The sequence below is a fragment of the Paenibacillus sp. J31P316 genome (assembly GCF_056269105.1).
Genome location: NZ_JBWDNI010000006.1, coordinates 24,267 through 45,118 on the forward strand (window position 1 = coordinate 24,267; position 20,852 = coordinate 45,118).

Sequence of the window (20,852 nt, forward strand, 5' to 3'; positions counted from 1 at the left end):
GTGGTTACTCAATAATGTTGGTCGTTTGATCCTTCACTTCGCTCTTCATCTCGTCCGTCACCGTGATGCCCTGCGCCTCTGCGGCCTTCAGATTGAGAATCAGATCCAGCTTGTCCGGGATGGTTACTTTCATATCCGCCGGTTTCTTGCCGTTCTTCAGAATATCGACCGCCATTTGGCCGACTTGATAGCCGTGGTCATAGTATTTGAAGCCGACGGTTGCAAAAGCTCCCGCTTCGACCGTATCCCGGTCGCTCGAGAAGAACGGGATTTTGTTGTCGTTCGCGACTTTAATGATGGCATCCACGCCGCTGACAACCGAGTTATCCAGCGCAATGTACAGCGCATCCGCCCGTCCGACAAGCGATTCCGCCGCCTGGCTGACTTCGGAGGTTCCCGTTACGGGCGCTTTGAGAAGCTTGATCCCGTGCGCCGCAAGCGCCTTCTCCGCATAGTCCGCCATGATGACCGCGTTCGATTCGCCCTCGTTAATGACCATGCCGACGGTCTTCACGTCCGCGAAATTGCTCGCGATAAAATCCATCAATTGCGTGATTGCCGCCGGATTCGTATCGGAAGCGCCGGATACGTTGCCGCCAGGCTTGTCCAGACTGCCGACGATCTTGTCCTTCAGCGGGTCCGTAACGGCAGCGAACAGAACCGGCTTGTCTTTCTCCTGCTGGACGATGGCGAGCGCGGACGGCGTGGCAATGCCGAGAACGAGATCGTAGTCTTCGGATGCGATTTTTTGGGCAATGGCGAGGTTGTTGCCGGCATCGGCCTGCGCGTTGTTCATATCGACCTTGAGGTTATCGCCTTCTACGATGCCCGCGTCCTTCAGGGCCGCGAGGAAGCCTTCGCGCGTCGCATCGAGCGACGGATGCTCCACGTACTGCGAGATCGCAATGGAATAGTGTTTGGCGCCTGAGCCGGAAGCGTTATCGTTCTTGTTCCCGCAGCCGGTCACCGCCACGAGCGCCGCCGTGGATAAGAGCAGAGCGGCCAGCATCTTTTTCTTCATTACGTTACCTCCTTCGATTTCCATTCTCTACCACGCTAACGCACTTCCGCTTGGCTTGGCTATAGGTCGCGAGGACACAATTTCTCAATAATTACCACCGCCCTGGTAGTTATGACGCACGCCATAAACCCCGAGTATGCGTCGCAGAGGCACGCGCGAAGAAGCAGCAAAAAACAAAAATAGGACCGTCCTCAAACGAATGTTCGAGGACGGCCCTGCCGTACCGATGGGATTATCCCAAGAAGCTTTTTACGATGAAATCCAGCAGATAGTCCAACGTGACCGGGTCATCGAAGTAAGCGCGGTTCGTATCCACCTCGAATACGTGCTTGTTCTTCACCGCCGTCAGGTTTTTGTACATCGTCGTTTCTTGGAAGGAGTTGTCTTGCGCAATATCCTTGCTGAACACGATATAATCGCCTGCATACTGCGGCAGCAATTCGGTAGACAGCGCATAGTAGCCTTCCTTTTGAGCCTGCTGTTTGACTTTATCGGGCATGTTCAATTTCATCTCTTGATACAAAATTTCCGTGCCCCGCGTGTAATGATCGCCGTAAACATAAAGCTGCTTCTCGTAGCTCTCCATGACCGTCACGGTTGCGTCAGCGCCGATTTTGGTCCGGATTTTCTCGCCTGCCTCTTGGGCGCGTTTCTTGAAATCGTCAATCCATGCTTGCGCTTCCGCTTCCTTGTTCACCAGCTTGCCGATTTCCAGGAATTGATCCAGGTAGGCGACTTTCCCGTAGGTATAGGTGATCGTCGGCGCGATTTGTTTCAGCTTGTCGAAGTTCTTCACATCGCCCGCCGCGATAATCAGATCCGGCTTCAGCTCGAGGATTTTCTCCAAATCTTCATCGTTAACCTCAGGCGTATCGCCTAAATAGGCAGCAAAGTTCGGATTCTGTTTGGACCATTCATCAACCGCTACGATAGGAATGCCCAGCGTATGCAGATGCCCGGAAAATCCGGCAAGCGCGACTACGCGCTGCGGATTGGCCGGTACTTCGACAGGACCGTTCTCCGATTGATATGTAATGGTGCCTGCGGCAGTACCGGTGTTCGTGCTAGACTCTGCGTTGGATTCAGTGTTGGTTTTCGTGCCGGTTTCAGCATTTGCGCTCGCGTCCGTGCCGGTGTTGGCGTTCGTGTTCGCGCTCGCGTTGGTGTTAGCCTCATTGGAATTGTTTCCGCAAGCACTCGCAATAAGCGTGAATACAAGAATAAGCGCGCTAAATAAAAATTTCTTTCTCATGACAGTCGTTTCTCCCCCTGTTATCGATCAGATGTCCTCCAACGCAGCCCAATGCCCTATCAGCATCAGAATAGCGGAGTCTCCCTCGCCCTCATTTATTGATATTGATAATCATTATCAAACAAATACGATAATATCGATTAATTCCCTTGATGTCAATCACTAAATTTCTCACGAAAGATGCCCCAAAGCAGGCAGCAAGTTTCCAGGTCCAGGAAGTCGAGCACTTAAATTGCTTTGCAGCAGCGCACGGCACGTGCTAGACCTACCAACATCAGGCATCAAGGAAAGGAAGCACGCAAAAAGTAAAGTGTGTCTGCCAAAGGCAGACGAAAACGAGCCCTCCTCAAACGCAAGTTCGAAGACGGCCCCGTAGCAGTCACGCCAAATCCGAGTCCAGGGACGGAGTCCCTGGGGTCCCCCTTAGGCAAGGGGGATTTAGGGGGTTGTGTTAAGCAGGTCGCGCACGGCACGTGCTAGACCTACCAACATCAGGCATCAAGGAAAGGAAGCACGCAAAAAGCAAAGTGTGTCTGCAAAGGCAGACGAAAACGAGCCCTCCTCAAACGCAAGTTCGAAGACGGCCCCGTAGCAGTCACGCCACACCCGGGTCCAGGGACGGAGTCCCTGGGGTCCCCCTTAGGCAAGGGGGATTTAGGGGGTTGTGAAACGCTTTTGATTAAAGCTTTAAGGTTGAAGGTTTACAGCTTTACAGAGAAGGAAAGAGGGGGTCACAGGGGGAAACTCCCCCTACATCCGCTCCGCGAGAATCATTTGACGATACTCCGTAGGCGTCACGTTCATCTTCTTGCGGAACACCTGCGTGAAGTGCCGCACATCGCCGTAGCCGATCCGCTCCGCGATATCGGCAAGCTTCAGGCCGTGCTGCCGAAGCAGTTCCTTGGCCTGCTCGATGCGCAGGCTGATGACGTAGTCCTTGTAGCCCTGCCCGGTCTTCTGCTTGAACAGCTGGCTGAAGTAGATGGGATTGAGAAACACGACGGACGCGACCTTCTCGAGCGACAGCTCCTCGTTGTAGTGCGCCTTCAAGTACTGCAAGGAAACCTCGATCGCCCGATCGCTTCCCTCGCCGCGCTCCAAGCCGGGGATGGAGGAGGCCTGGCGGAGCCGCTTCACTTCCAAGGCAATGTCATGAACGTCGGTGATGTTGCCGGAGTGCGAGATGCGGAACGGCAGCTTCAAATAATGGCCGAGATGGGTCCGCAGCTCCGCCAGCATGGCCTCCTCCTGAGCCAAGTCCTTGAAATGGACGATGGCCAGTAAGCTCTGCCGGTCGAAATTGACGACGAACCCTTCGCCGTGCCGGTCCACAAGCTCGGACAGCACGTTCTCGATGATGAAATGCTCCAGATGAACCGATTTGACCGCCTCTTCGATATGCGTCATCACGAGATGAAAATCCGGATAATGCTCGAACACCGGCGCAATGTCGATATTGCCGATATCCAGCCCCGAAGCTAGCCGCTGGAAGACCGCCTCGCGGAGATACTTCAGGTTCCGCTTCAGCAGATCGCCTTCGCGCGACAGCTCCGTCTCCGTCTTGGCCTCCTCCGCGAGCTGCTCCATCAGCTCGACAAGCCGCTGCTTCCCGATGGGCTTCAGGAGGTAGTCGCGCGCGCCAAGCCGCACCGCCTCTTGGGCATACGAGAACTCGGAGTGCGCCGAGATCACGACCCATTTCACATGCGGATATTTACGCCGCGACATCTTCATGAACTCCAGCCCGTTGATGCCGGGCATGAGAATATCCGTCAGCACGATATCGATAGGCTGCTCGTCGATAATACTGACCGCCTCCTCCGCGGAGCCGGCCAGATGAATATGGTAGTCGGGAAAAGCCCGGTTAATGGTTCGTTTCACACCTTCTCGAATGACGCTTTCGTCATCCGCGATGAGGATGTTCACTGCCAAGTGCAGCGCCTCCTTCCTTTTGTAGCGGGAGCGGAATCGTAATGATCGCCGTCGTCCCCCGGTTCGGCTCGCTTCGCAATTCAAGCCCGTACGCTTCCCCGAACATATGCTGAATGCGCCGCTGCAGGTTGACGAGACCGATGCCGCCCTCGCGGCGTTCCGACTCTTCGTTCACGTCCGATGCCGTATCGTCCTTCGCCCGTTCCAGCACCGCATGCAGCTGCGCCAGCGTCTCCGCATCCATGCCGATGCCGTTATCTTCGACCATGATGCGCAGCTGGCGGTCGTCTTGTTCCGTATAAACGCGCAGCACGCCGGGGCGATCGACAAGCGGCTCAAGGCCATGCTTGACGGCGTTCTCGATGACGGGCTGCAGCGTCATTTTGGGCAGCGCGATGCTCATCCAAGGCTCGCTGACATCCACCTTGACCGTCAAACGCCCTTCAAGGCGCGTCACGATAATGTTCAAATAATGCTGGATTTGCTCCGTCTCTTGCCGAAGCGTGACGGCGGCGCCATCCACCCAGTGGCTGCTGTAGCGGAACAGACGGGACAGCGAGAGCACGACCTCGCCGAGGCGGTCATGCCCCTTCTCGTCCAGCATCCAATAAATCATGTCGAGCGTGTTATACAGAAAATGCGGATTGACCTGCGATTGCAGCGCCTGCAGCTCCGCGTTCTTCTCGCTGATCGAGGATACCTTCACCCGCTCAATCAGCTCCGCGATATGATTAACCATCTGGTTGAAGGATGCCACCAAAATATTGATTTCCCGATAAGACGTCACGTTAAGCGACCCGCGGAAATTCCCGATCTCGACCTGCTTCATCTCGGAGATCAGCCGCTTCAGCGGCGATGAGAGCGTCCGGGAGAAGATCGTCGCGAGCAGCACGGAGAACACGACGAGAATGGCGCCGACGATGATCAGGAACCGCTTCGTCTCCGTCAGCTCCACGTTCAGATCCCGGGCCGGCGTCACGCTAAGCACCGTCCAGTCCGCGAACGGCAGCTGCGAAGCGACGATCAGCTGTTTGTCTTGCTCCTCGACGACCGGCACGCCGTTCCGCGGACGCGGCAAGCTCGACAGCCACGCGGGATCCCAATGGAAGGCGGTCGTGGAGATAATATCTCCCTTGCTGTTCATCAGGAAAACCTCGCTGTGCGCGCCGAGCTTCAAATTATCCATGGCGGCGATGATCGCCTCCGGATTCGTCTCGAACAAGGCAACGCCGATCGGCCGATGATTGTTGAGATCGTAGATCGGCCGTCCGAACGCGAAGACGGCGCGGTCATCCACTTGGTCGATGATGGAGTGATCGAACACGCCGAGCCACTGCATGTCGCCGGTCGAAGCCGCGATGAGGCCATACCATCCGGTCGTCTTGTAGTCCGGGTTGATGACATTGGCATAGTTACCGTAATTATAGACTTTCCCTTTATCCGTCAGCACATGAATGCCGATGAGGTCGTCTTGCGACAAAAAAGCGGCTCCCAAAATATTGGTAATGGCCCGCTCATTAAAATAATCGACAGCAGGGCTGTCGATTTGGGGATTGCTCAATATGCGATTAAGATCGTTATTGCCGATGACGGATTTGGACAAGCTGTCATACCCTTTCAGAAGAAGATCGAACAAGCCTGCCGTCTGCGATACGTTCTGCTTCGACAGGCTGCTGATCTTCTCATGAAATTGTACCGTCGTACGGTTGTAGTACAGCACGCTGACCGTAAGCACGATCGCGGACATGCTGATCAAGAATAGCACGAACAGCCGATATTGAATGGAATGAAAACCGCGCTTCACGCCGTTACCGCCCTTCCAAGGCAGCATTCCTTCTTGCTTACCCTTTTTACTTCATTCCCTATGCATAACCCTTTAATCTTACCCTTTAACCGCTCCCGCTACCATACCTTTCGTGATCCGTTCGGAAAGGATGAAGTATACGAGCAATACCGGCAGCGCGCCCAGGATGAGGAATGCGCCGATTGCGCCATAGTTGACGTTGTACTGGCTGACGAACGTATAGATGCCGAATGGGAGAGTTTTCAACTTCTCCGACGAGATGAACGTCGCGGCCATGATGTATTCGTTCCAGATCGTAATGAACGTCAGAATGATGACCGTCATGATCGGCGGCACCGAAACCGGCAGGATGATGCTGCGGAAGATCCGGTACACGCTCGCGCCGTCCATGAAAGCCGACTCTTCGATCTCTGCCGGAATGCCTCGCATGAAGCCGCTCAGGATAAAGACCGAGATCGGCGTCGAGAACGCGATATACGGCAGGATGAGCGCCCAACGCGTATCCAGGATATGAATGTTCTTGAAGATAACCATCAGCGGCAGCAGCGTCGCCGACATCGGAATCATCATGCCCATCAAGAAGATAAGCGTGACGATCGGACCGTACTTCCATTTGAAGCGCGAGATCGCGTAAGCGACCATGGAACTGAATACGATGACGCACAGCAGCGTCACGCAGGTGACAAGCACGCTGTTGCCGAGATATTGCAAGTAATGTCCGCTCGTGTAGGCGGCTTTATAGTTAGCCCATTGCGGCGTCGTCGGCATCGAGAAGAAGCTGCCGCCGAGAATCTGATCGTTCGTCTTGAGCGAGTACAGAACGAGCCAAAACAATGGATAAATTTGCGTAATAACGAGGATCGCCAGCAGTAAATATACGACCCATTTTGAAATTGCCTTCATGATTGCCGTTCTCCCTTCTAGCTGTACTTCGCTTCGACTTTTTTGAACACGGCGTTGATAATGACCGTAACGACCAGACACATGACAACGAGGAACGTAGCGATCGCGCTTCCGTAACCGTATTGATTAGACGAGAAGGAGCTCGTGTACATGAGCGTCGCAATCGTGTCCGTCGCGTGCGCGGGACCGCCGCCAGTCATGACCCAAACGAGGTCGAACGACTGCAAAGAGCCGATAAACGCGAGTACGATAGAAATTTTGAAGATCGGAACAGCCATCGGATACGTGATGTACCAATCGGATTTGAAACCTTCGGCGCCGTCGATCTTGGCTGCCTCGTATACTTCTTGCGGGATGTTCTGAACGCCCGTGAATTGAATAAGTAGGTGATAACCGAAATATTGCCAGAGCGATACGATATACAAGCAATACATCGCGATTTTCGGCTCCGTGAGCCAGCTGCGCGTCCAGCTGTCAAGACCGATCGAATTCAGAATGCCGTTCAGCATACCGCCCATTTCCGCCGGATTATAGACCGTTTTCCACAATTGGCCGATGATGACGGTGGACAAAATGACAGGGACGAAATAAATCGACACGAGCGTGTTCGCTTTCTTGACGTAGCGATTCATCAGTGCCGCGATAAACAAGCAAATCGGAATTTCAAGCATGGAGAAGACGGCATACATCAAGGTGTGGCGGACGGCTGGCCAGAAGTTCGCATCGTGCGCGAACATCGTCTTAAAGTTATCGATCCCGATATGCTTCGCCGTATTGATGCCGTCCCAATCCAACGTGCTGTCGTAAATGGATACGATAATGGGAACAAACACGAGACCGATGTAAATAAGTAGACACGGCAGGACGAATACGGCGATTGTGCGGGCCGGTACTTTTAAAACATTCACTGGGGTTGCCTCCTGATTCATAGCAAGATGATAATAACGACCGTCGGAAGGAATCCGGGCGGGGAAAGAAAGCCGATTGGGGCGGAGCCGCCGGAGCGATTCCACCCGCAACCAAGGCTGGTTGAAGCGTCTTATTTGTTAGCGTCGAAAGCGGATTGGTGCTCAGCGGCTACTGCAGCCGGATCAACCTTTTGGACGAACATGTTTTGGATGCTGCTCAAGTGAGCTTGCGCGATGGCCGGCTTCATCGTGTTATCGAATGCCAGGTCGCCGCCTTTAACGCCTTTGAACAGGTCCAGCGTGTCGATTGCGAGCTGCGAGTAGCCAGCGGCTTTGAAGTCGCCTTCGATGATTTGACCGCTGCCCACGGCGTTTTTCAGCTCGAATTGTTTCTTCGGCATTTCCGTCATGAAGTAGTTCAGGAAATCCTTCGTCGCTTGCAGGTGTTTGCTGTTCGCCGATACCGCGAACGCGGAGCCCGGAGCGAGCATGAATTGATCCGGATCGCCTTTGCCGTTAACGGTAGGGAATTTGAATACCCCTGCTTTCGGGCCGATGGCGGATGCGTCGACTGCGCCCGTCTCCCAAGTACCCATAACCATCATAGCCGCTTTGCCTGTTTTGAAGAGATTGCCGCCCGTGTTGTAATCGATGGACGTTGCGCCGTCTTCGAACGCTTTGGCTTGAATCAGATCTTGCATAGCGGATACGGCTTCCGTGAATGCAGGGTCTTTGAATGTTTTCTTGCCGTCAACGACGTCTTGCAGGAAGCCAGGGCCGCCGTTCGTGCGGAGCAGGATGTTCATGAACAGGAACGAACCGGTCCAGGAATCTTTCTCGCCGATCGCGATCGGCGTGATGTTTTTCGCGCGCAATGCTTTTACGTCCGCCAAGAACTCGTCGAACGTCGTCGGAGGAGCCGTGATGCCCGCTTGTTGGAACAGGTCTTTATTGTAATAAACGACTTCGATGTTGTTGCCGTCCGGCAATGCGTATGTGTTGCCGTCGACGCTGTAATAGTCGAGCAGGCCTTTTTGGAACGTGTCTTTCAGGCCGTTCTGATCGATCATGTCGTTCAGCGGAGCAAGCACTTTGACGTAAGGCTGCAATTGAGCGGACGGGTTGACGATCGTGATGTCCGGCACCGTGTTGGAAGCCGCTTGCGTCTTCAGTTTCAGCTTTTGTTGGTCCGTGTTCATCGAGTCGAGAGAGATCGTTACGTTCGGGTGATCCTTTTGGTATTGATCTACGATCGCGTGGAGCATTTTGTAGGAAGGGGTCGCCGGATCCGGGTAGATGTTCTGGAACGTAATCGTTACTTTCTCGTCGCTTGCGCCTGCGTTCGTGCCGGCGTTCGTACCCGCGTTCGTGCCTGTATTGCCGGTATTTGTATTCGTATTATCATCGTTTTTGTTGCCGCATGCCGTCGCGCCTAGAAGCAGTGCTGCCGCGGTCAAAGCAATTGCTGCTGTTTTCGTAGACTTTTTAACCATCTTTGAATCCCCCTTGGGTTAATATACGCTTATTATCATGTACCAACCCCTTTTCAACAATGCGCGAAATCAAGGGATGAGGTTTGCTTTTTTAAGGTGCTGGCGACCAGATATGAAGTTTACCCCCCTCTCGTGCTATCATTAGGGAATGATGGAAAAATAGACCTCGTAAGCGAAGGAGAATAGGAAACATGGAAGATATTCGCAACATTTACTGCGTCGGCCGCAATTATGCGCTGCATGCAAAGGAGCTTGGCAATGACGTGCCGGAGGAGCCGATGATCTTCTCCAAGCCGACGCACGCGCTGCATCCGGCAAGCGGCAAGCTGGCGCTGCCCGGCTCGATCGGCGAGATCCACTATGAGCTCGAGATTGTCGCTCGCATCGGACAAACCTATAAGCCGGGCATGACCGCGGACGAGCTCGTGGACGGCATCGCGCTCGGCATCGATCTGACCGCCCGCGACTTGCAGTCGCAGCTGAAAGAGAAGCGTCACCCGTGGCTGCTTGCCAAAGGCTTCATCGGCTCGGCCGTGCTGGGGCCGTTTCAGCCGTTCGGAGGCGTGGAGGCTTTCGGAGATGTCGTCTTCAGTCTCATCAAGAACGACGAGACCGTGCAATCCGGCTCGCCGCGCGACATGATCTTCTCGCTGCAGCAGCTGATCGACTTCATCGGCACGCGCATGGGACTCGGCGCCGGCGATATTATCTACACCGGCACGCCGGCCGGCGTCGGACCGCTTGCGGACGGCGACGCGCTGGAGCTGAAGCTTGTCGCCGGCGGCAAGGAAGAGACGTTCGGTCCGCTGTATGTGGATCTGATCTAATATGGAAAAGGGCCGCCCCGGCGTCAGATTGTTGACGTCGGGGCGGCCCTTTCATTTATTTGATGCGGCAGCCGTATGCCCTTGTCCATGCAGGCGGCTGCCGCCTACGCCTAATAGGAGCGACGCGGGTTAAACACCTGGCCTGCGGCCAGCGTGATGCGAAGCATTTGCTTCGCGATATCTTCTTCGGTCTGTTTCATGCCGCCTTGCAGCCAATATTTATAGATGGCGATCGCGCCGCCGATGATCCAATCGATGAAGAGGTCGTAGTCGATATCGGCATGCTTCGTGCTCATTCGACCGAGTGAGATATGCAGCGAACGGCTCATCTGATCATGCAGTCGACTCGTCAGATCGGGCACGCCGTTCGTCAGCAGCAGGATACGGTAGAATTCCGCATGCTTCCCGATATGCCGGATCGACTGCCGAATCGTTTTGACGAGCAGCATGGGAGGCCATTGGGCGATCAGATTGCTCGGCGTATTCTCGATGATGTCCGCGTATTCCGTCAGCACGTCATCGATGAGTTCTTCGAGCAAGTCTTCCTTCGCCGCATAATGATCGTAGAAGGTCACTCTATTCATGCGGGCGCGCCCGGCGATTTCCTTGGTTCGGATCTGGCTGAACGGCTTCTCGGCCAGCAGCTCGAGCAGCGCCGACTTCAACTGATCGCGCGAGCGGACGATTCTGGCATCCGATTCTTGAACGGCTTTGGTCATACCTGGGTTCCCACCCTTGCGCATGTTCGCCAACTTCGCGGCAAGACTACATTTTCGGGGAAAATGTCATCTATTCGGCTGACGGATTGCTATTATTATAAGCGTTTAGACCATAGCGCCACAATGAACGAACCATTCGACCATTCGACAGGAGGATGAACAAAGATGAAATTGCAAGGGAAAAGCGCAGTCATCACAGGGGCCGCATCCGGCATGGGCAGATCCATGGCTCTGTTGTTCGCTAGCGAAGGGGCAAGCGTCGTCGTCGCCGACATCAATGCCTCGGCCGTAGAAACCGTCGTGCAGGAAATCACGTCAGCCGGCGGCAATGCCAAGGGTGTCACCGTCAACGTCGCGAGCGAAGAAGACGTCGCCCGGATGATCGATACGGCGGTCGAAAGCTTCGGCAAGCTGGATATTCTCGTGAATAACGCAGGCGTCATGGACGCCATGATGAGCGCGGAAGCCGTGACCGATGCCATGTGGGACAAGGTCATGAGCATCAACGTCACGGGGCCGATGAGGGCGATTCGCAAAGCGATTCCGATTATGAAGGAGCAAGGCCACGGCGTCATCATCAACACCGCCTCGGTCGGCGGATTGTTCGGCTCGCGGGCAGGACTTGCTTATACGGCGTCCAAGCATGCCGTCGTCGGGATGACGAAGAACGTCGGTTTCCAATACGGCAAGCTCGGCATCCGCTGTAACGCGATCGCTCCTGGCGCCGTCATGACCAACATCGGCATCGGCGGCTCGGAGCCGGATCAATACGGGCTGGAGCAAGCCATGGCGGGCATGGGTCTGCAGCGTACGCAGCCGGGCGACCCGAGCGAAATCGCAAGCGTGGCGCTGTTTCTCGCTTCCGATGACGCCAAGTTCGTCAACGGCACGGTCGTGACCGCGGACGGCGGCTGGTCCGCTTATTAATCGCGAGATCGCCATCCGATAGCGCAAGTTAATGTCGTGAATTAATATCGTGAATTAATACCGCGAATTAATACCGTGAACTAATACCGCAACAAACGCAAAAACGGCTGCCCTCGGGGCAGCCGTTTTTCTGTTCAAATCGCGGAAACCTGCGGTTTCCCAAGAAATTGCATCTCTTTCGTCCATGCCAACTTCGACTTATACAATTGCGTGGCGAAAGGTGCTGTTTTGCAGCTTTCCGGTTCACTCTGTTCATGTGGCACTTGAAAAGATGCGGTTTAGCAGCTTTTCAGCGTATTTCCATCGTTTGGAGCTTGAAATTATGCGATTCAGCAGCTTTTGAATGCATTGTACCCGTTAAGAGCCTGAAATTATGCAAATCTGCAGCTTTCATCGCTTTCTGGCCGTGCGGAACTTGCAAGGATACGGTTCTGAAGCTCTTTCGATTGCCGCCGCTGAATGTCTCGAAATCAACATACCTGATGCAAAGCCACTTGCGTTACTTGCGTATACCGCATCGTTGTTCAACAGGCGCGCTTCGGCCGCAACGTTCTCCGCCAATCGCCCATCAAGCCGTTCGCTTCTGCCAACCCCAACTCTCTCTACTCCTACTCGTACATCTTCAGCAGCGTGACGCTGATGTTCTTCACGAGATCGTCTTTCAGCTCGAACTCTATGGCAAGCTTGTTCGTCTTGTCGATATACCCGACCGTTGCCGAGCTTCCGCTTTCGCCCCTCGTATAGAAGCTTTCGCCGTATTGCTTCAAGACATCCGCCTTGGCGGCGCCTAGCTTCAGTCCCTTGGCTGTCATCGACTCGGGGCTCAAGGTGTAGCCGACCACCTCGTTGTCGACCGACGTATACTGAAAATCCGAGTACATGAAAATAAAGCTTCGACCGCCGTCGTTCAGCGTTCGGATCGGCTTGCCTTTCTGGTTCACGAGTTCCTGCTCGCTAATGCCAAGATCGGCTGCTCCGCCCTTCTCGGCGCTCAGATCGGTAGAATCGACCTGATCCATATAGGTCAGCGGCGTCTCGCTTTTGCTGCAGCCCGTGAGCATGAAGACCGCTAAAGCCGCGCATACGAGCGCCAGCATGGATGTTCGTAACCGCATGTTTCTTCTTCTGCTCCTTTGTTTTGCCGTTCTCGCCTAACTTCTTTCGTCGGCCTAGCGGCAAATCCTGCCCCCTGTATAAGCAAAAAGGCACGAACTTGTTACAGTTCGCGCCCTGTGCGGCTGCTCCATGCTTATTCCCCATTAATCAGCTGTATGCGTCGCATGCTCCGAATCGCCCGTCGCCTTATAAGCGACAATGACGATTTCCTCCGAGGTATGCACGCGCAGCTCATTCTCGAGCTGCTGCAGCTGCGTCAAGGCTATCCGGTCCAATAGCGCCGGCTTAAACTCCATCTCGTCTCCTCCTCGCGTACGATGCTGACCATCCTACGATTCAGTGTTGACGGGACTTGGCAGGCTTATTCGAATCACGGCAAATCAATCAGCATGAAATGAGCCCCTTGGCTCGAGCCGACCTCCAGCTTCGCGAGATCGGTGATGCGGGCGGAGTCGCTTCTGCCAAGCGTATGCTCTCCGTTCAGCGTTACCTCGCCCTTCATGACGAAGAGAAAGATTTTGCGGGAAGCAGCGCCTTCGTAAGTCAGGGTTGTGCCGGCATCCGGTTCGGACAAATAAATGGTCATGTCCTGATGAATGCTCACGATCGATTCATCCTGGATCGCATTCGAGACGATCGGCAGCAGCGTGTTTCTCATCGCGCCCTGGTCGAACGCCTTCTGCTCATAAGATGGCGTCAGCCCCTTCGCTTCCGGAAGAAACCACATCTGCAGCAAATTCGCGACTTCCGTATCGGACGCATTCACTTCGGAATGCAGGATGCCGGAACCTGCCGTCATACGCTGCACCTCGCCCGGACGGATCAGGCCCGCTCCGCCCGTATTGTCCTCATGCTTCAGCTCGCCTTTCAGCACGACCGTTACGATTTCCATATCGCGGTGCGGATGAATGCCGAAGCCGCGCGAAGGCTGAATATAATCTTCGTTGAACACGCGAAGCGGACCGAAATTGACATTGTCCGGATCGTAATAATCCGCGAAAGAGAAACTAAAATTAAATTGAAGCCAGCCAAGATCGCCGGAATGACGCGAGGAAGCCGGGTATACGTTAATCATGGGAAACACGCTCCTTAGTGATTGCACAAATAATGATCATCGTTCAATTCATCATTCTTGATTATGATTCATCATTCTTGATCAAGATTCAACGCTCTTTGTTCATCGGTACAGCTCATCATTCGTCTTATGCGATATCCACATTCCAAACGCTTATTAACTTACTTTATGTAAGTATCATATTGTGCTATAGTAAGGATGTCAAGGAGGGGTTGTCATGGACCATTTGTATATCCGCCACACCGTAGGCGGGAGGCTGTTCCTGGATTCCATCAAGCATGCTGCGCCGTTTGCCATCGAGCCGGCCGCGATCCGGGATGGCTGGAAAATCACCATCGACATTGGCGACAGCGCACAAGCAGAGGGCATCTGCAGCAGCCGCGACGAACTGAATATTTTCTTCGTGCCGAGCGGCGCCGCTGACCGCAAAACGTGGTTTTTCTCCACGCATGGGGAAGTCGAGTACGATGCCAATCGCAAGCAGCTCACCATCTGGGCAGACGGCCGCATCGATTACAACGTTTAGTTTGGAGCTTCAAATTATCATGCTTGCGCAATGAATGCGGCAGCTCACGCTGCTGCGCGCGTCTAAAAGGGCTGCCTGCTTAGGCGGCCCTCTTCGCTACACCCATGCCCAGAAAAAAGCGTCCCGTTCCCAGGCTGCGCGCCCGCCGTGCAGTTTCTTGAAGCGCTTCTTCACTTCCTTGTCGATCGACACGTTGCCGTTCTCGTTGATATAGATGAACGAATCGCCATACTTCTCCCGAATATGCGCTACCGCTTGATCCTGATACAGCTTGCCTGTCTCTCTGAGCTCCTCCAGCATCCACTGTGCGATTTCTTCTATTTTCTGATCCTGTTCCATCGATTCTCCTCCTTCAATGCGCTCCATTCAGTTTACCAAAAAATGTTGCCACTTTCCCCTCCCCCGGGCGTATGATTTCCATAAGCGCCCATACGCCAGTGCGTCATGGCCAACTGACATTGGAGGGGTTAACCATGCACGTCGTGGAACCGAATACGAACAAACCGAGATTTCCTTTGCGGATCCTGATTTGGACCGCCGTAGTCGTGTTTGCGGGGCTTCTCATTATTTTGAATTCTTTCGCGACCGTTCAATACGGGAATGTAGGCCTGTACAAGACGTTCGGCAAGCTCAACGATAATATCCTGGCACCCGGTATTCACCTCAAAATCCCATTCGTACAGTCGATTATTCAAGTGAACGTGCAGGTTACGAAAGCGGAGACCGATACATCCGCCTCGTCCAAAGACCTGCAGCCCGTATCGACGCACGTGGCCGTCAACTATTCCGTCGATAAGGCATCGGCCTACAAGCTGATGAACGACGTCGGCGGCTCCTTCGACAACGTGATCGTCAACCCGGCGATTCAGGAAATCGTCAAAGAAGTAACGGCCCGCTATCCGGCGGAGGATCTGATCGCCAAGCGGGACATCGTGGCCGGCGAGGTGCGCGATGCCCTGACGAAGCGGCTGGCCAAGTATAACTTGCTCGTGAACGACATTAATATCGTCAACTTCAAGTTCTCCGATGCGTTCGACCAGTCCATCGAAGCGAAGCAGGTTGCCCAGCAGCAGGCGCTCAAAGCCGAGAACGACCTGAAGCGCGTACAGATCGAAGCCCAGCAGAAGGTCGCGCAGGCACAAGCGGAAGCGGAATCGCTCAAGCTGAAGAAGCAGGAGGTCACGCCGGAGTTGATTCAGCTGAAGCAGATCGAGGTGCAGGAGATGGCCGTGGACAAATGGGACGGCAAGCTGCCGAGCGTTACCGGCGGCGCCGTGCCGTTCATCGATGTCAATTCATTCGGCTCTTCCGCGTCGCAGCCGGCGGTTACGGAGCCTGAGGCAGGCGAGGATGCCGCGGCAAGCGGCGATGCGGCGGCCGAATCGAAAGATGCGCCGTAAGCGGACTGTACAAGAAATGATCGTTGATAATGATTAATAGCCGCTTGCTTGCAGATTACCGGCCTGGACTTGTTCCAAGCCGGTTTCGACTTTATGCGGTCTGTTTCGCTCCCCGAAATCGCAATCTTTCATTTCGCAATTTGTAACTGCTCTTCCGGAAGTCTATTGAACTCGCTCCTTCTTCGGCCGATTTCCTTCTCGTTTCTTCGCTCCATGGGCTGCTGAATCAGCCTCTTGACCTATCATCTGACCGCTTCCGGCCCATGCGGCCCAGCCTGCGTGGGCCCTCTTGACGAGCGCCAAACTTCGCCTTCCGCGCGAGCAATCGCGTATAACCACTTTGTTTAGCGAATGGACACTACCTTTGTCACCCTTGCAGGGGGGCGGCCGCGGCATCTCGAATACTCTTATCAATCCCAACGGAAGCGGAGTGATGAGGAATGGAAGCCGTGAAAAGCAAAGACGCTGCTCTTTCTCTGAACGTGAGTCAAACGACGATTAAACGATGGGCCTCCTACTATCCCGATGTGTTTCGCAAAGACCGATTTGGTCACTATATGTTTAATGAGCGCGACCTTGAGCTGCTCGGTTTGATCAAATCAGCCATCGAACGCGGGGAAACGATGGAGCAGATCAAACTGCCGGTCCCGGGCATGGAGCAGCCAAGGCTGGATGAGGCATTCCTCGAGACGGCGGCAAGCTCCGAGCTGCTGCGGACCGCGGACGACGATATGCTGACGCGCATCCTGCAGGTCGAGCATCGCCTCGAACAGAAGGCCGACGAGGTCGTGAATGCCCAGATCCGCCAGCATCGCCAGGAGCTCGAGGAACTGCGCCGCATGATCGAGCAGCTCTCCGCTTCGATGGAGCTTGCTCGCCAACCGCTCCCTGCCGTAGACCAGCCTCGGAAGAACGAACCCGCCTCCCCTGCTCCTGCCGCCAGCTCCCGCAGACGCGGCTTATTCAAATCGATGTTCATGTGGTTTTGAGGTTCATCACGGCGGCAGCCGTCATCACGCCCTATGCGCAGACATTATGAAGAGCCTTGTTCCCTTGGAGGAACAAGGCTCTTTGCACGTTCTCTAACCGCTGGCAGGCAACGATATTCCCGCGCTTCGAGTTTCGGGGGTCAGCTATATCCGCCCGTTAGCCATCTTGCGCAGTCGCACCTGCGTTTTGCAGGCCGCGCTATGTACGGGAGCTTCTAGTACGTCTTGCTCTCCAGCTCGTTCAGCGGCTTGAACGTATACCCTTTATCGCGTGCCGAGTCGATGATCCGGCCGAGCGCTTCGGCGTTATCCTTGGACACCGAATGCAGCAGGATGACGGCCCCGGGATGGAGCTGCGCCATCACGTTGTCATACGCATACTTCCAGCCGCGTTGAGCGTTCGGCTCCCAATCCCGGTACGCGACAGACCAGAACACGCTGGTGTATCCTTGCTCCTTGCTAACGGCAAGCACCCGGTCGTTGAAAATCCCGCGCGGCGGACGCAGAAACACCATCTCCTGCTGTCCCGTCAGCTCGGCGACCGCAGTCTTCACCTTGGCCAATTCCGTACTGATCTGACCGCTCGAGATGACGCTCATGTCGGGGTGGCTCCAGGAATGATTGCCGATGAGATGCCCTTCCGCAACCATCCGTTTCACGAGCTCGGGCTTGTCTTTGACATAATGCCCCGTGATGAAGAAGATCGCGGGCACGCCCTTCGCCTTCAGCACATCTAGAATGCCTGGCGTATAGCCGTTCTCATAACCGTTGTCGAAGGTCAAATACAGCTCGCGCTGCGACGTATCCCCGAGAAAAATCGCCCCGTGCTGCTGCAGCACGCTCTGAAAGCCTTCTTCCTTAATGGAGGGCAAGGCGCCTCCGACGCTTCGCTTGAAACCAAAATGAAACACGTTGCCGCCTGGCGAAGCAGCCGCGGGCTTCAAGTACGCCAGTCCCGACGCAATAAGCAGCGCCGCCAACAGGATGATCCACTCTCGACGTTTAATCAATGTCTCCACCACTTTCCCAGCTTTGTCCATACTCGTAATATGGCTCATCCCGCGGGAAAATATGTGAGGATGCATGGAAGCCGTACGCCGGAACCAATCAGCGCTCGGATTGTGCTAAAATAGATGGAAACTTCCACATTAAAGGAGCAATTATCGTTATGGCTGATCTTGTGAAAATCCGAGGCAGCGCCTTTATCGGCGGACTTCATTGGCTGCCGGCTATCCGCGAACCGGAGACGGGCATTACCCTCGAATACGCAGGAGATGCCCGCGAATTCACGCCGCACGCCGTTAACACGGGACGTTCTCAGGTGGAGCAGGAGGTCGTCGTCGATTTCGTGAAGCGCAAGCTCTTCACGTATGCCGATACCGGCTTCACCGCGGTTAAGCAAACCGCTGCCGACGGCAAAGCGCAAATCACGCGCGGCAAAGCGTCGGCGGACGGCGTGCGCGTGGAAGATGAAGCTTGGGAAGCCATGTCTGTCTCGTTCGTGATGCGCGCAAGCGCGGCAAACCCGCTTCGTACAGGTGCGCCGGCCGTGGATTACATGCTGCGCGTGACCGTTAACGGCGAGGACGGCACCGTGGACATCACAGGCAGCCATGACGGCTTTCCGTGCTTCGAGTTCTACAAGCAAGTCGATTTCGGCGATTTTCAGCTGCTGTACAGCCATGACTATCGGCTTACAGGGGACACGCCGGCTGCCTTGGGCGGCGATATGAAGTACCATTTCGAACGCAAGCTGTAACGAGCAGCCGATGCGGATTCAAGAAGGAGGAGCGGCATGGCCTTATATCGCCGATTAGTAACGGACGAAGACTTCGAAGAAGCGATGGCGCGGCAGTTCAGGCTGCGCGTCTTCAAAGACGATCATATCATTGACTCCGGCGGCGTCATCATCCGGTTCGACGACACGACGGTCGTCAGCCAGTCCAGCGTCAGCGACGTCGCCTACCACGATCGCACGGCGTGTGAATTTTTCGAAATTCGAAAGCGATAACGAAACGACGAGAACAGCTGCAGCTCGGGAAGCGGATCAGTCCGCAGCCCGGCAGCAGCTGTTTTTGCTTTCACCTTTTGGCCGGTGGCACAACGACCACCATGCTATGGCAGGCGCTTACTGATCCTTGCGCTTCACAGGCACGTAAATATCCATCTGCCACAGCTCGTTGCCAGGACCGCTCCGAGAATCGTACAGCTCGAACTCCGGCTTGCCCGCATGCTCGTAGCCGGAATGCGGGAACCATTCGCTGAAGATCGCCTGCCAGGTATTCTGGATGGATGGCGAGAACTGCTCCGCCGGTACCTTCGGCGTCGTGAACACCGCGTACTCCGCTTCCCCGAACTCGCGGCATACCATATCATCCGGCACGTTGTCGAAGCTCTTCGCCTCCATGCCGATCAAATACAGGAACGTGCCCTCATCCATGTTGAAGCCGTGGCATACGCCAAGCTCGATCGGGCTCTCTTGATGAATGCGGTTCGGAATCTTGCTGCCCAAGTCGTTCTGAATGTACGTCTGCCAGAAGGCCGGAATTTGCTTCAGGTTCTCCCCGTCGCTTGTCGTTTTGATTTCATAGCCAATCACCTTGAAAGCCGGTTTCGTCTCGATGCGGTAGTCCATTTGAATACCTCCCAGATATGGATTGTACTTCCGTTGCAGCACATTCAGCTTCGCGTACGCCGGGATCCGGATTCCCCGCTTGCGATATTTGGCCGGCGTCAGCTCGAACATCCGCTTGAAGGCGCGCGTGAACGTCTCGTGGTTCTGGAACCCGTTCGCCAGCGCAATGTCGAGCAGCCGTTCATCCGTATGGGCGACTTGATAAGCCGACCGGGCAAGCCGCCGTTTGCGGACGTATTCCATCACCGTCTCTCCCGCCAGTGATTGAAAGACGCGATGAAAATGAAAGTCCGACAACAGCGCGACCTTCGCCAGCAGCGAGAGGGACAGCTCTTCCGCCAAATGCGCCTCGATATAGTCGACCGTCGCTTGGATCTGCTTCAAGTAGTCCGTCCGCATTCGAACTCCGGCCTCCCTTCCTGTGCTGCTGCTATTGTAACGCGGCGATACCGAACAAATCTTGACGATGCTTGCTCTTCTTCGCCCGTTTGTTTTCGGTGCTGAATCGGTTAGTACGGAACTACTGTAAACCAACTTAATAGGCGGCGTTTGATTATTCTTGCTATCTTCCCTTATAAGGGAAAGCTTCCTGTTAGAAATATTCCAAATAATAGGAGGCTTTTCCCCTAACAAACCTTTTTCCCGCTGCATCTATTAGTAGTAGCTTGCATGACGAGCCTTCTAATTGAAAGAGAAAGCAGGGATGTAGGATGGCGATTCATAGAACACCGGCAGGGCGAGCCGTTAAGCGCGGCGCAGCACGAAGCTGTCTGACCAAAGGCAGACCGGCCAGTAGCGGCCCGGTAAAGAGCGGCCCCTCCGATAAGGGCACATCGAACAAGACAGTCTCAAGCGGAAGCAGCGGAATGCGTAACCGCAATTTGGGGACCCGCATGGTCAGCGCCCGGGCAACGACCAAGCGGGCAGTGTTCTCGACAGGCATTCTTCGTCGCAGCCCCGGTACGAGCTATGCGCTCGTTGATCTCGTAAATCTCGGCTCCACGATTGCCAATCGGATGACCGTGCAAGTATTCGACTGGTCGAGCGGAATGCCCGTTCCCCTGACTCTCGTGCCGTGCAATTCCACCAAATGCCTGGTATCGCTCGCTCCCGGCACCTCAAGCTTCGTCTATGCGGACGTCTCCGGCGTCGAGTTCAAATACGAGGTTCGCATTACGCGGGCAGCCTTTAACCGTAACGTCATCCTGAACGTATCCGGCTTAAGCTCGGAGCCGATGACGCCGCAAACCGGCAACAACGTGCTGCAGCAGCAGCTCTTCCGTCTCAAGCGACGCAGCGGCTCGGGCAGTTGAGATTGCGAATAA

The 20,852-nt window shown here is 54.9% G+C and carries 22 protein-coding genes; 8 read left to right on the forward strand and 14 right to left on the reverse strand.

The annotated features are described in order from the left end of the window. Positions 1-4 precede the first annotated feature (4 nt). The 7 genes from AC0YNU_RS19360 to AC0YNU_RS19390 all read right to left on the reverse strand — a co-directional run bounded on the left by AC0YNU_RS19360 (position 5) and on the right by AC0YNU_RS19390 (position 9,313). On the reverse strand, positions 5-1,021 hold the full coding sequence (locus AC0YNU_RS19360) for an ABC transporter substrate-binding protein (protein WP_475759606.1): 1,017 nt from the start codon (positions 1,019-1,021) through the stop codon (positions 5-7). Positions 1,022-1,253: 232 nt separating this feature from the next. Continuing rightward, complete coding sequence (locus tag AC0YNU_RS19365) at positions 1,254-2,273, reverse strand: iron-hydroxamate ABC transporter substrate-binding protein (protein ID WP_475759608.1); 1,020 nt, start codon at positions 2,271-2,273, stop codon at positions 1,254-1,256. 750 nt (positions 2,274-3,023) lie between these two features. Then, the gene (locus tag AC0YNU_RS19370; RefSeq protein ID WP_475759964.1) at positions 3,024-4,199 is read right to left on the reverse strand and encodes a response regulator; all 1,176 of its coding nucleotides are present in this window, start codon (positions 4,197-4,199) and stop codon (positions 3,024-3,026) included. Beyond that, a complete protein-coding gene (locus AC0YNU_RS19375) occupies positions 4,177-6,009 on the reverse strand; it encodes a sensor histidine kinase (RefSeq protein ID WP_475759966.1) in 1,833 nt (610 codons plus the stop codon). Before AC0YNU_RS19375 ends, AC0YNU_RS19370 begins: the two co-directional genes overlap by 23 nt. A 78-nt stretch (positions 6,010-6,087) precedes the next feature. Next, positions 6,088-6,912 carry a carbohydrate ABC transporter permease gene (locus AC0YNU_RS19380; RefSeq protein WP_475759609.1) on the reverse strand — a complete coding sequence of 275 codons (825 nt, stop codon included), beginning with the start codon at positions 6,910-6,912 and terminating at the stop codon, positions 6,088-6,090. A 17-nt stretch (positions 6,913-6,929) separates the two neighbouring features. Next, on the reverse strand, positions 6,930-7,820 hold the full coding sequence (locus AC0YNU_RS19385) for a carbohydrate ABC transporter permease (protein ID WP_475759611.1): 891 nt from the start codon (positions 7,818-7,820) through the stop codon (positions 6,930-6,932). A 131-nt stretch (positions 7,821-7,951) separates the two neighbouring features. After that, the gene (locus AC0YNU_RS19390) at positions 7,952-9,313 is read right to left on the reverse strand and encodes an extracellular solute-binding protein (RefSeq protein WP_475759613.1); all 1,362 of its coding nucleotides are present in this window, start codon (positions 9,311-9,313) and stop codon (positions 7,952-7,954) included. A gap of 191 nt (positions 9,314-9,504) precedes the next feature. Between AC0YNU_RS19390 and AC0YNU_RS19395 the strand changes: the two genes are divergently transcribed. Beyond that, a complete protein-coding gene (locus tag AC0YNU_RS19395; protein WP_475759615.1) occupies positions 9,505-10,140 on the forward strand; it encodes a fumarylacetoacetate hydrolase family protein in 636 nt (211 codons plus the stop codon). Between the two features lie 110 nt (positions 10,141-10,250). Here the strand turns inward: AC0YNU_RS19395 and AC0YNU_RS19400 are convergent, their stop codons facing one another. Further along, complete coding sequence (locus AC0YNU_RS19400) at positions 10,251-10,859, reverse strand: TetR/AcrR family transcriptional regulator (protein ID WP_475759617.1); 609 nt, start codon at positions 10,857-10,859, stop codon at positions 10,251-10,253. A gap of 165 nt (positions 10,860-11,024) precedes the next feature. Between AC0YNU_RS19400 and AC0YNU_RS19405 the strand changes: the two genes are divergently transcribed. Then, entirely contained in the window at positions 11,025-11,786 is a 762-nt protein-coding gene (locus AC0YNU_RS19405) for a glucose 1-dehydrogenase (protein WP_475759619.1), read from the forward strand. Between the two features lie 608 nt (positions 11,787-12,394). Here AC0YNU_RS19405 and AC0YNU_RS19410 read toward each other — a convergent pair. From AC0YNU_RS19410 to AC0YNU_RS19420, 3 genes are all read right to left on the reverse strand, one after another. Beyond that, positions 12,395-12,901: a hypothetical protein gene (locus AC0YNU_RS19410; RefSeq protein ID WP_475759621.1), complete on the reverse strand. Its 507-nt coding sequence runs from the start codon at positions 12,899-12,901 to the stop codon at positions 12,395-12,397. A 144-nt stretch (positions 12,902-13,045) separates the two neighbouring features. Beyond that, positions 13,046-13,198 (reverse strand): hypothetical protein, encoded by a 153-nt coding sequence (locus tag AC0YNU_RS19415; RefSeq protein ID WP_475759623.1) that lies wholly within the window; start codon positions 13,196-13,198, stop codon positions 13,046-13,048. Positions 13,199-13,272: 74 nt separating this feature from the next. Next, complete coding sequence (locus AC0YNU_RS19420) at positions 13,273-13,977, reverse strand: pirin family protein (protein ID WP_475759625.1); 705 nt, start codon at positions 13,975-13,977, stop codon at positions 13,273-13,275. Positions 13,978-14,194: 217 nt separating this feature from the next. On the opposite strand from AC0YNU_RS19420, the gene AC0YNU_RS19425 reads away from it, so the two are divergent. Next, the gene (locus AC0YNU_RS19425) at positions 14,195-14,503 is read left to right on the forward strand and encodes a hypothetical protein (RefSeq protein ID WP_475759627.1); all 309 of its coding nucleotides are present in this window, start codon (positions 14,195-14,197) and stop codon (positions 14,501-14,503) included. 96 nt (positions 14,504-14,599) lie between these two features. Here the strand turns inward: AC0YNU_RS19425 and AC0YNU_RS19430 are convergent, their stop codons facing one another. Then, a complete protein-coding gene (locus tag AC0YNU_RS19430; RefSeq protein ID WP_475759629.1) occupies positions 14,600-14,842 on the reverse strand; it encodes a DUF6953 family protein in 243 nt (80 codons plus the stop codon). Between the two features lie 134 nt (positions 14,843-14,976). Here AC0YNU_RS19430 and AC0YNU_RS19435 point away from each other — a divergent pair, with 134 nt between their 5' ends. Both AC0YNU_RS19435 and AC0YNU_RS19440 read left to right on the forward strand, forming a co-directional pair. Then, positions 14,977-15,903 carry a prohibitin family protein gene (locus AC0YNU_RS19435; RefSeq protein ID WP_475759631.1) on the forward strand — a complete coding sequence of 309 codons (927 nt, stop codon included), beginning with the start codon at positions 14,977-14,979 and terminating at the stop codon, positions 15,901-15,903. Between the two features lie 440 nt (positions 15,904-16,343). Then, positions 16,344-16,892, forward strand: coding sequence for a MerR family transcriptional regulator (locus AC0YNU_RS19440; protein ID WP_475759633.1), 549 nt, complete (start codon positions 16,344-16,346; stop codon positions 16,890-16,892). A 215-nt stretch (positions 16,893-17,107) separates the two neighbouring features. Here the strand turns inward: AC0YNU_RS19440 and pdaA are convergent, their stop codons facing one another. Continuing rightward, positions 17,108-17,932: a delta-lactam-biosynthetic de-N-acetylase gene (gene pdaA / locus AC0YNU_RS19445; protein WP_475759635.1), complete on the reverse strand. Its 825-nt coding sequence runs from the start codon at positions 17,930-17,932 to the stop codon at positions 17,108-17,110. Between the two features lie 128 nt (positions 17,933-18,060). Between pdaA and AC0YNU_RS19450 the strand changes: the two genes are divergently transcribed. Beyond that, positions 18,061-18,651 carry a DUF3238 domain-containing protein gene (locus AC0YNU_RS19450; protein WP_475759637.1) on the forward strand — a complete coding sequence of 197 codons (591 nt, stop codon included), beginning with the start codon at positions 18,061-18,063 and terminating at the stop codon, positions 18,649-18,651. A 36-nt stretch (positions 18,652-18,687) separates the two neighbouring features. Then, entirely contained in the window at positions 18,688-18,903 is a 216-nt protein-coding gene (locus tag AC0YNU_RS19455; protein ID WP_475759639.1) for a hypothetical protein, read from the forward strand. 117 nt (positions 18,904-19,020) lie between these two features. Here AC0YNU_RS19455 and AC0YNU_RS19460 read toward each other — a convergent pair whose 3' ends face one another. Then, complete coding sequence (locus AC0YNU_RS19460) at positions 19,021-19,926, reverse strand: AraC family transcriptional regulator (protein WP_475759641.1); 906 nt, start codon at positions 19,924-19,926, stop codon at positions 19,021-19,023. A 467-nt stretch (positions 19,927-20,393) separates the two neighbouring features. On the opposite strand from AC0YNU_RS19460, the gene AC0YNU_RS19465 reads away from it, so the two are divergent. Continuing rightward, positions 20,394-20,840 (forward strand): hypothetical protein, encoded by a 447-nt coding sequence (locus AC0YNU_RS19465; protein ID WP_475759643.1) that lies wholly within the window; start codon positions 20,394-20,396, stop codon positions 20,838-20,840. The last annotated feature ends 12 nt before the right edge of the window (positions 20,841-20,852 follow it).

Bases quoted from the DNA above. Each gene is read 5' to 3' on its own strand.
- AC0YNU_RS19395 (WP_475759615.1), top strand. From the start codon at position 9,505: ATGGAAGATATTCGCAACATTTACTGCGTCGGCCGCAATTATGCGCTG.
- AC0YNU_RS19360 (WP_475759606.1), bottom strand. From the start codon at position 1,021: ATGAAGAAAAAGATGCTGGCCGCTCTGCTCTTATCCACGGCGGCGCTC.
- pdaA (WP_475759635.1), bottom strand. From the start codon at position 17,932: ATGGACAAAGCTGGGAAAGTGGTGGAGACATTGATTAAACGTCGAGAG.
- AC0YNU_RS19465 (WP_475759643.1), top strand. From the start codon at position 20,394: ATGCGTAACCGCAATTTGGGGACCCGCATGGTCAGCGCCCGGGCAACG.
- AC0YNU_RS19390 (WP_475759613.1), bottom strand. From the start codon at position 9,313: ATGGTTAAAAAGTCTACGAAAACAGCAGCAATTGCTTTGACCGCGGCA.
- AC0YNU_RS19415 (WP_475759623.1), bottom strand. From the start codon at position 13,198: ATGGAGTTTAAGCCGGCGCTATTGGACCGGATAGCCTTGACGCAGCTG.
- AC0YNU_RS19425 (WP_475759627.1), top strand. From the start codon at position 14,195: ATGGACCATTTGTATATCCGCCACACCGTAGGCGGGAGGCTGTTCCTG.
- AC0YNU_RS19400 (WP_475759617.1), bottom strand. From the start codon at position 10,859: ATGACCAAAGCCGTTCAAGAATCGGATGCCAGAATCGTCCGCTCGCGC.
- AC0YNU_RS19410 (WP_475759621.1), bottom strand. From the start codon at position 12,901: ATGCGGTTACGAACATCCATGCTGGCGCTCGTATGCGCGGCTTTAGCG.
- AC0YNU_RS19380 (WP_475759609.1), bottom strand. From the start codon at position 6,912: ATGAAGGCAATTTCAAAATGGGTCGTATATTTACTGCTGGCGATCCTC.
- AC0YNU_RS19460 (WP_475759641.1), bottom strand. From the start codon at position 19,926: ATGCGGACGGACTACTTGAAGCAGATCCAAGCGACGGTCGACTATATC.
- AC0YNU_RS19405 (WP_475759619.1), top strand. From the start codon at position 11,025: ATGAAATTGCAAGGGAAAAGCGCAGTCATCACAGGGGCCGCATCCGGC.
- AC0YNU_RS19450 (WP_475759637.1), top strand. From the start codon at position 18,061: ATGGCTGATCTTGTGAAAATCCGAGGCAGCGCCTTTATCGGCGGACTT.
- AC0YNU_RS19440 (WP_475759633.1), top strand. From the start codon at position 16,344: ATGGAAGCCGTGAAAAGCAAAGACGCTGCTCTTTCTCTGAACGTGAGT.
- AC0YNU_RS19420 (WP_475759625.1), bottom strand. From the start codon at position 13,977: ATGATTAACGTATACCCGGCTTCCTCGCGTCATTCCGGCGATCTTGGC.
- AC0YNU_RS19455 (WP_475759639.1), top strand. From the start codon at position 18,688: ATGGCCTTATATCGCCGATTAGTAACGGACGAAGACTTCGAAGAAGCG.
- AC0YNU_RS19430 (WP_475759629.1), bottom strand. From the start codon at position 14,842: ATGGAACAGGATCAGAAAATAGAAGAAATCGCACAGTGGATGCTGGAG.
- AC0YNU_RS19365 (WP_475759608.1), bottom strand. From the start codon at position 2,273: ATGAGAAAGAAATTTTTATTTAGCGCGCTTATTCTTGTATTCACGCTT.
- AC0YNU_RS19435 (WP_475759631.1), top strand. From the start codon at position 14,977: ATGCACGTCGTGGAACCGAATACGAACAAACCGAGATTTCCTTTGCGG.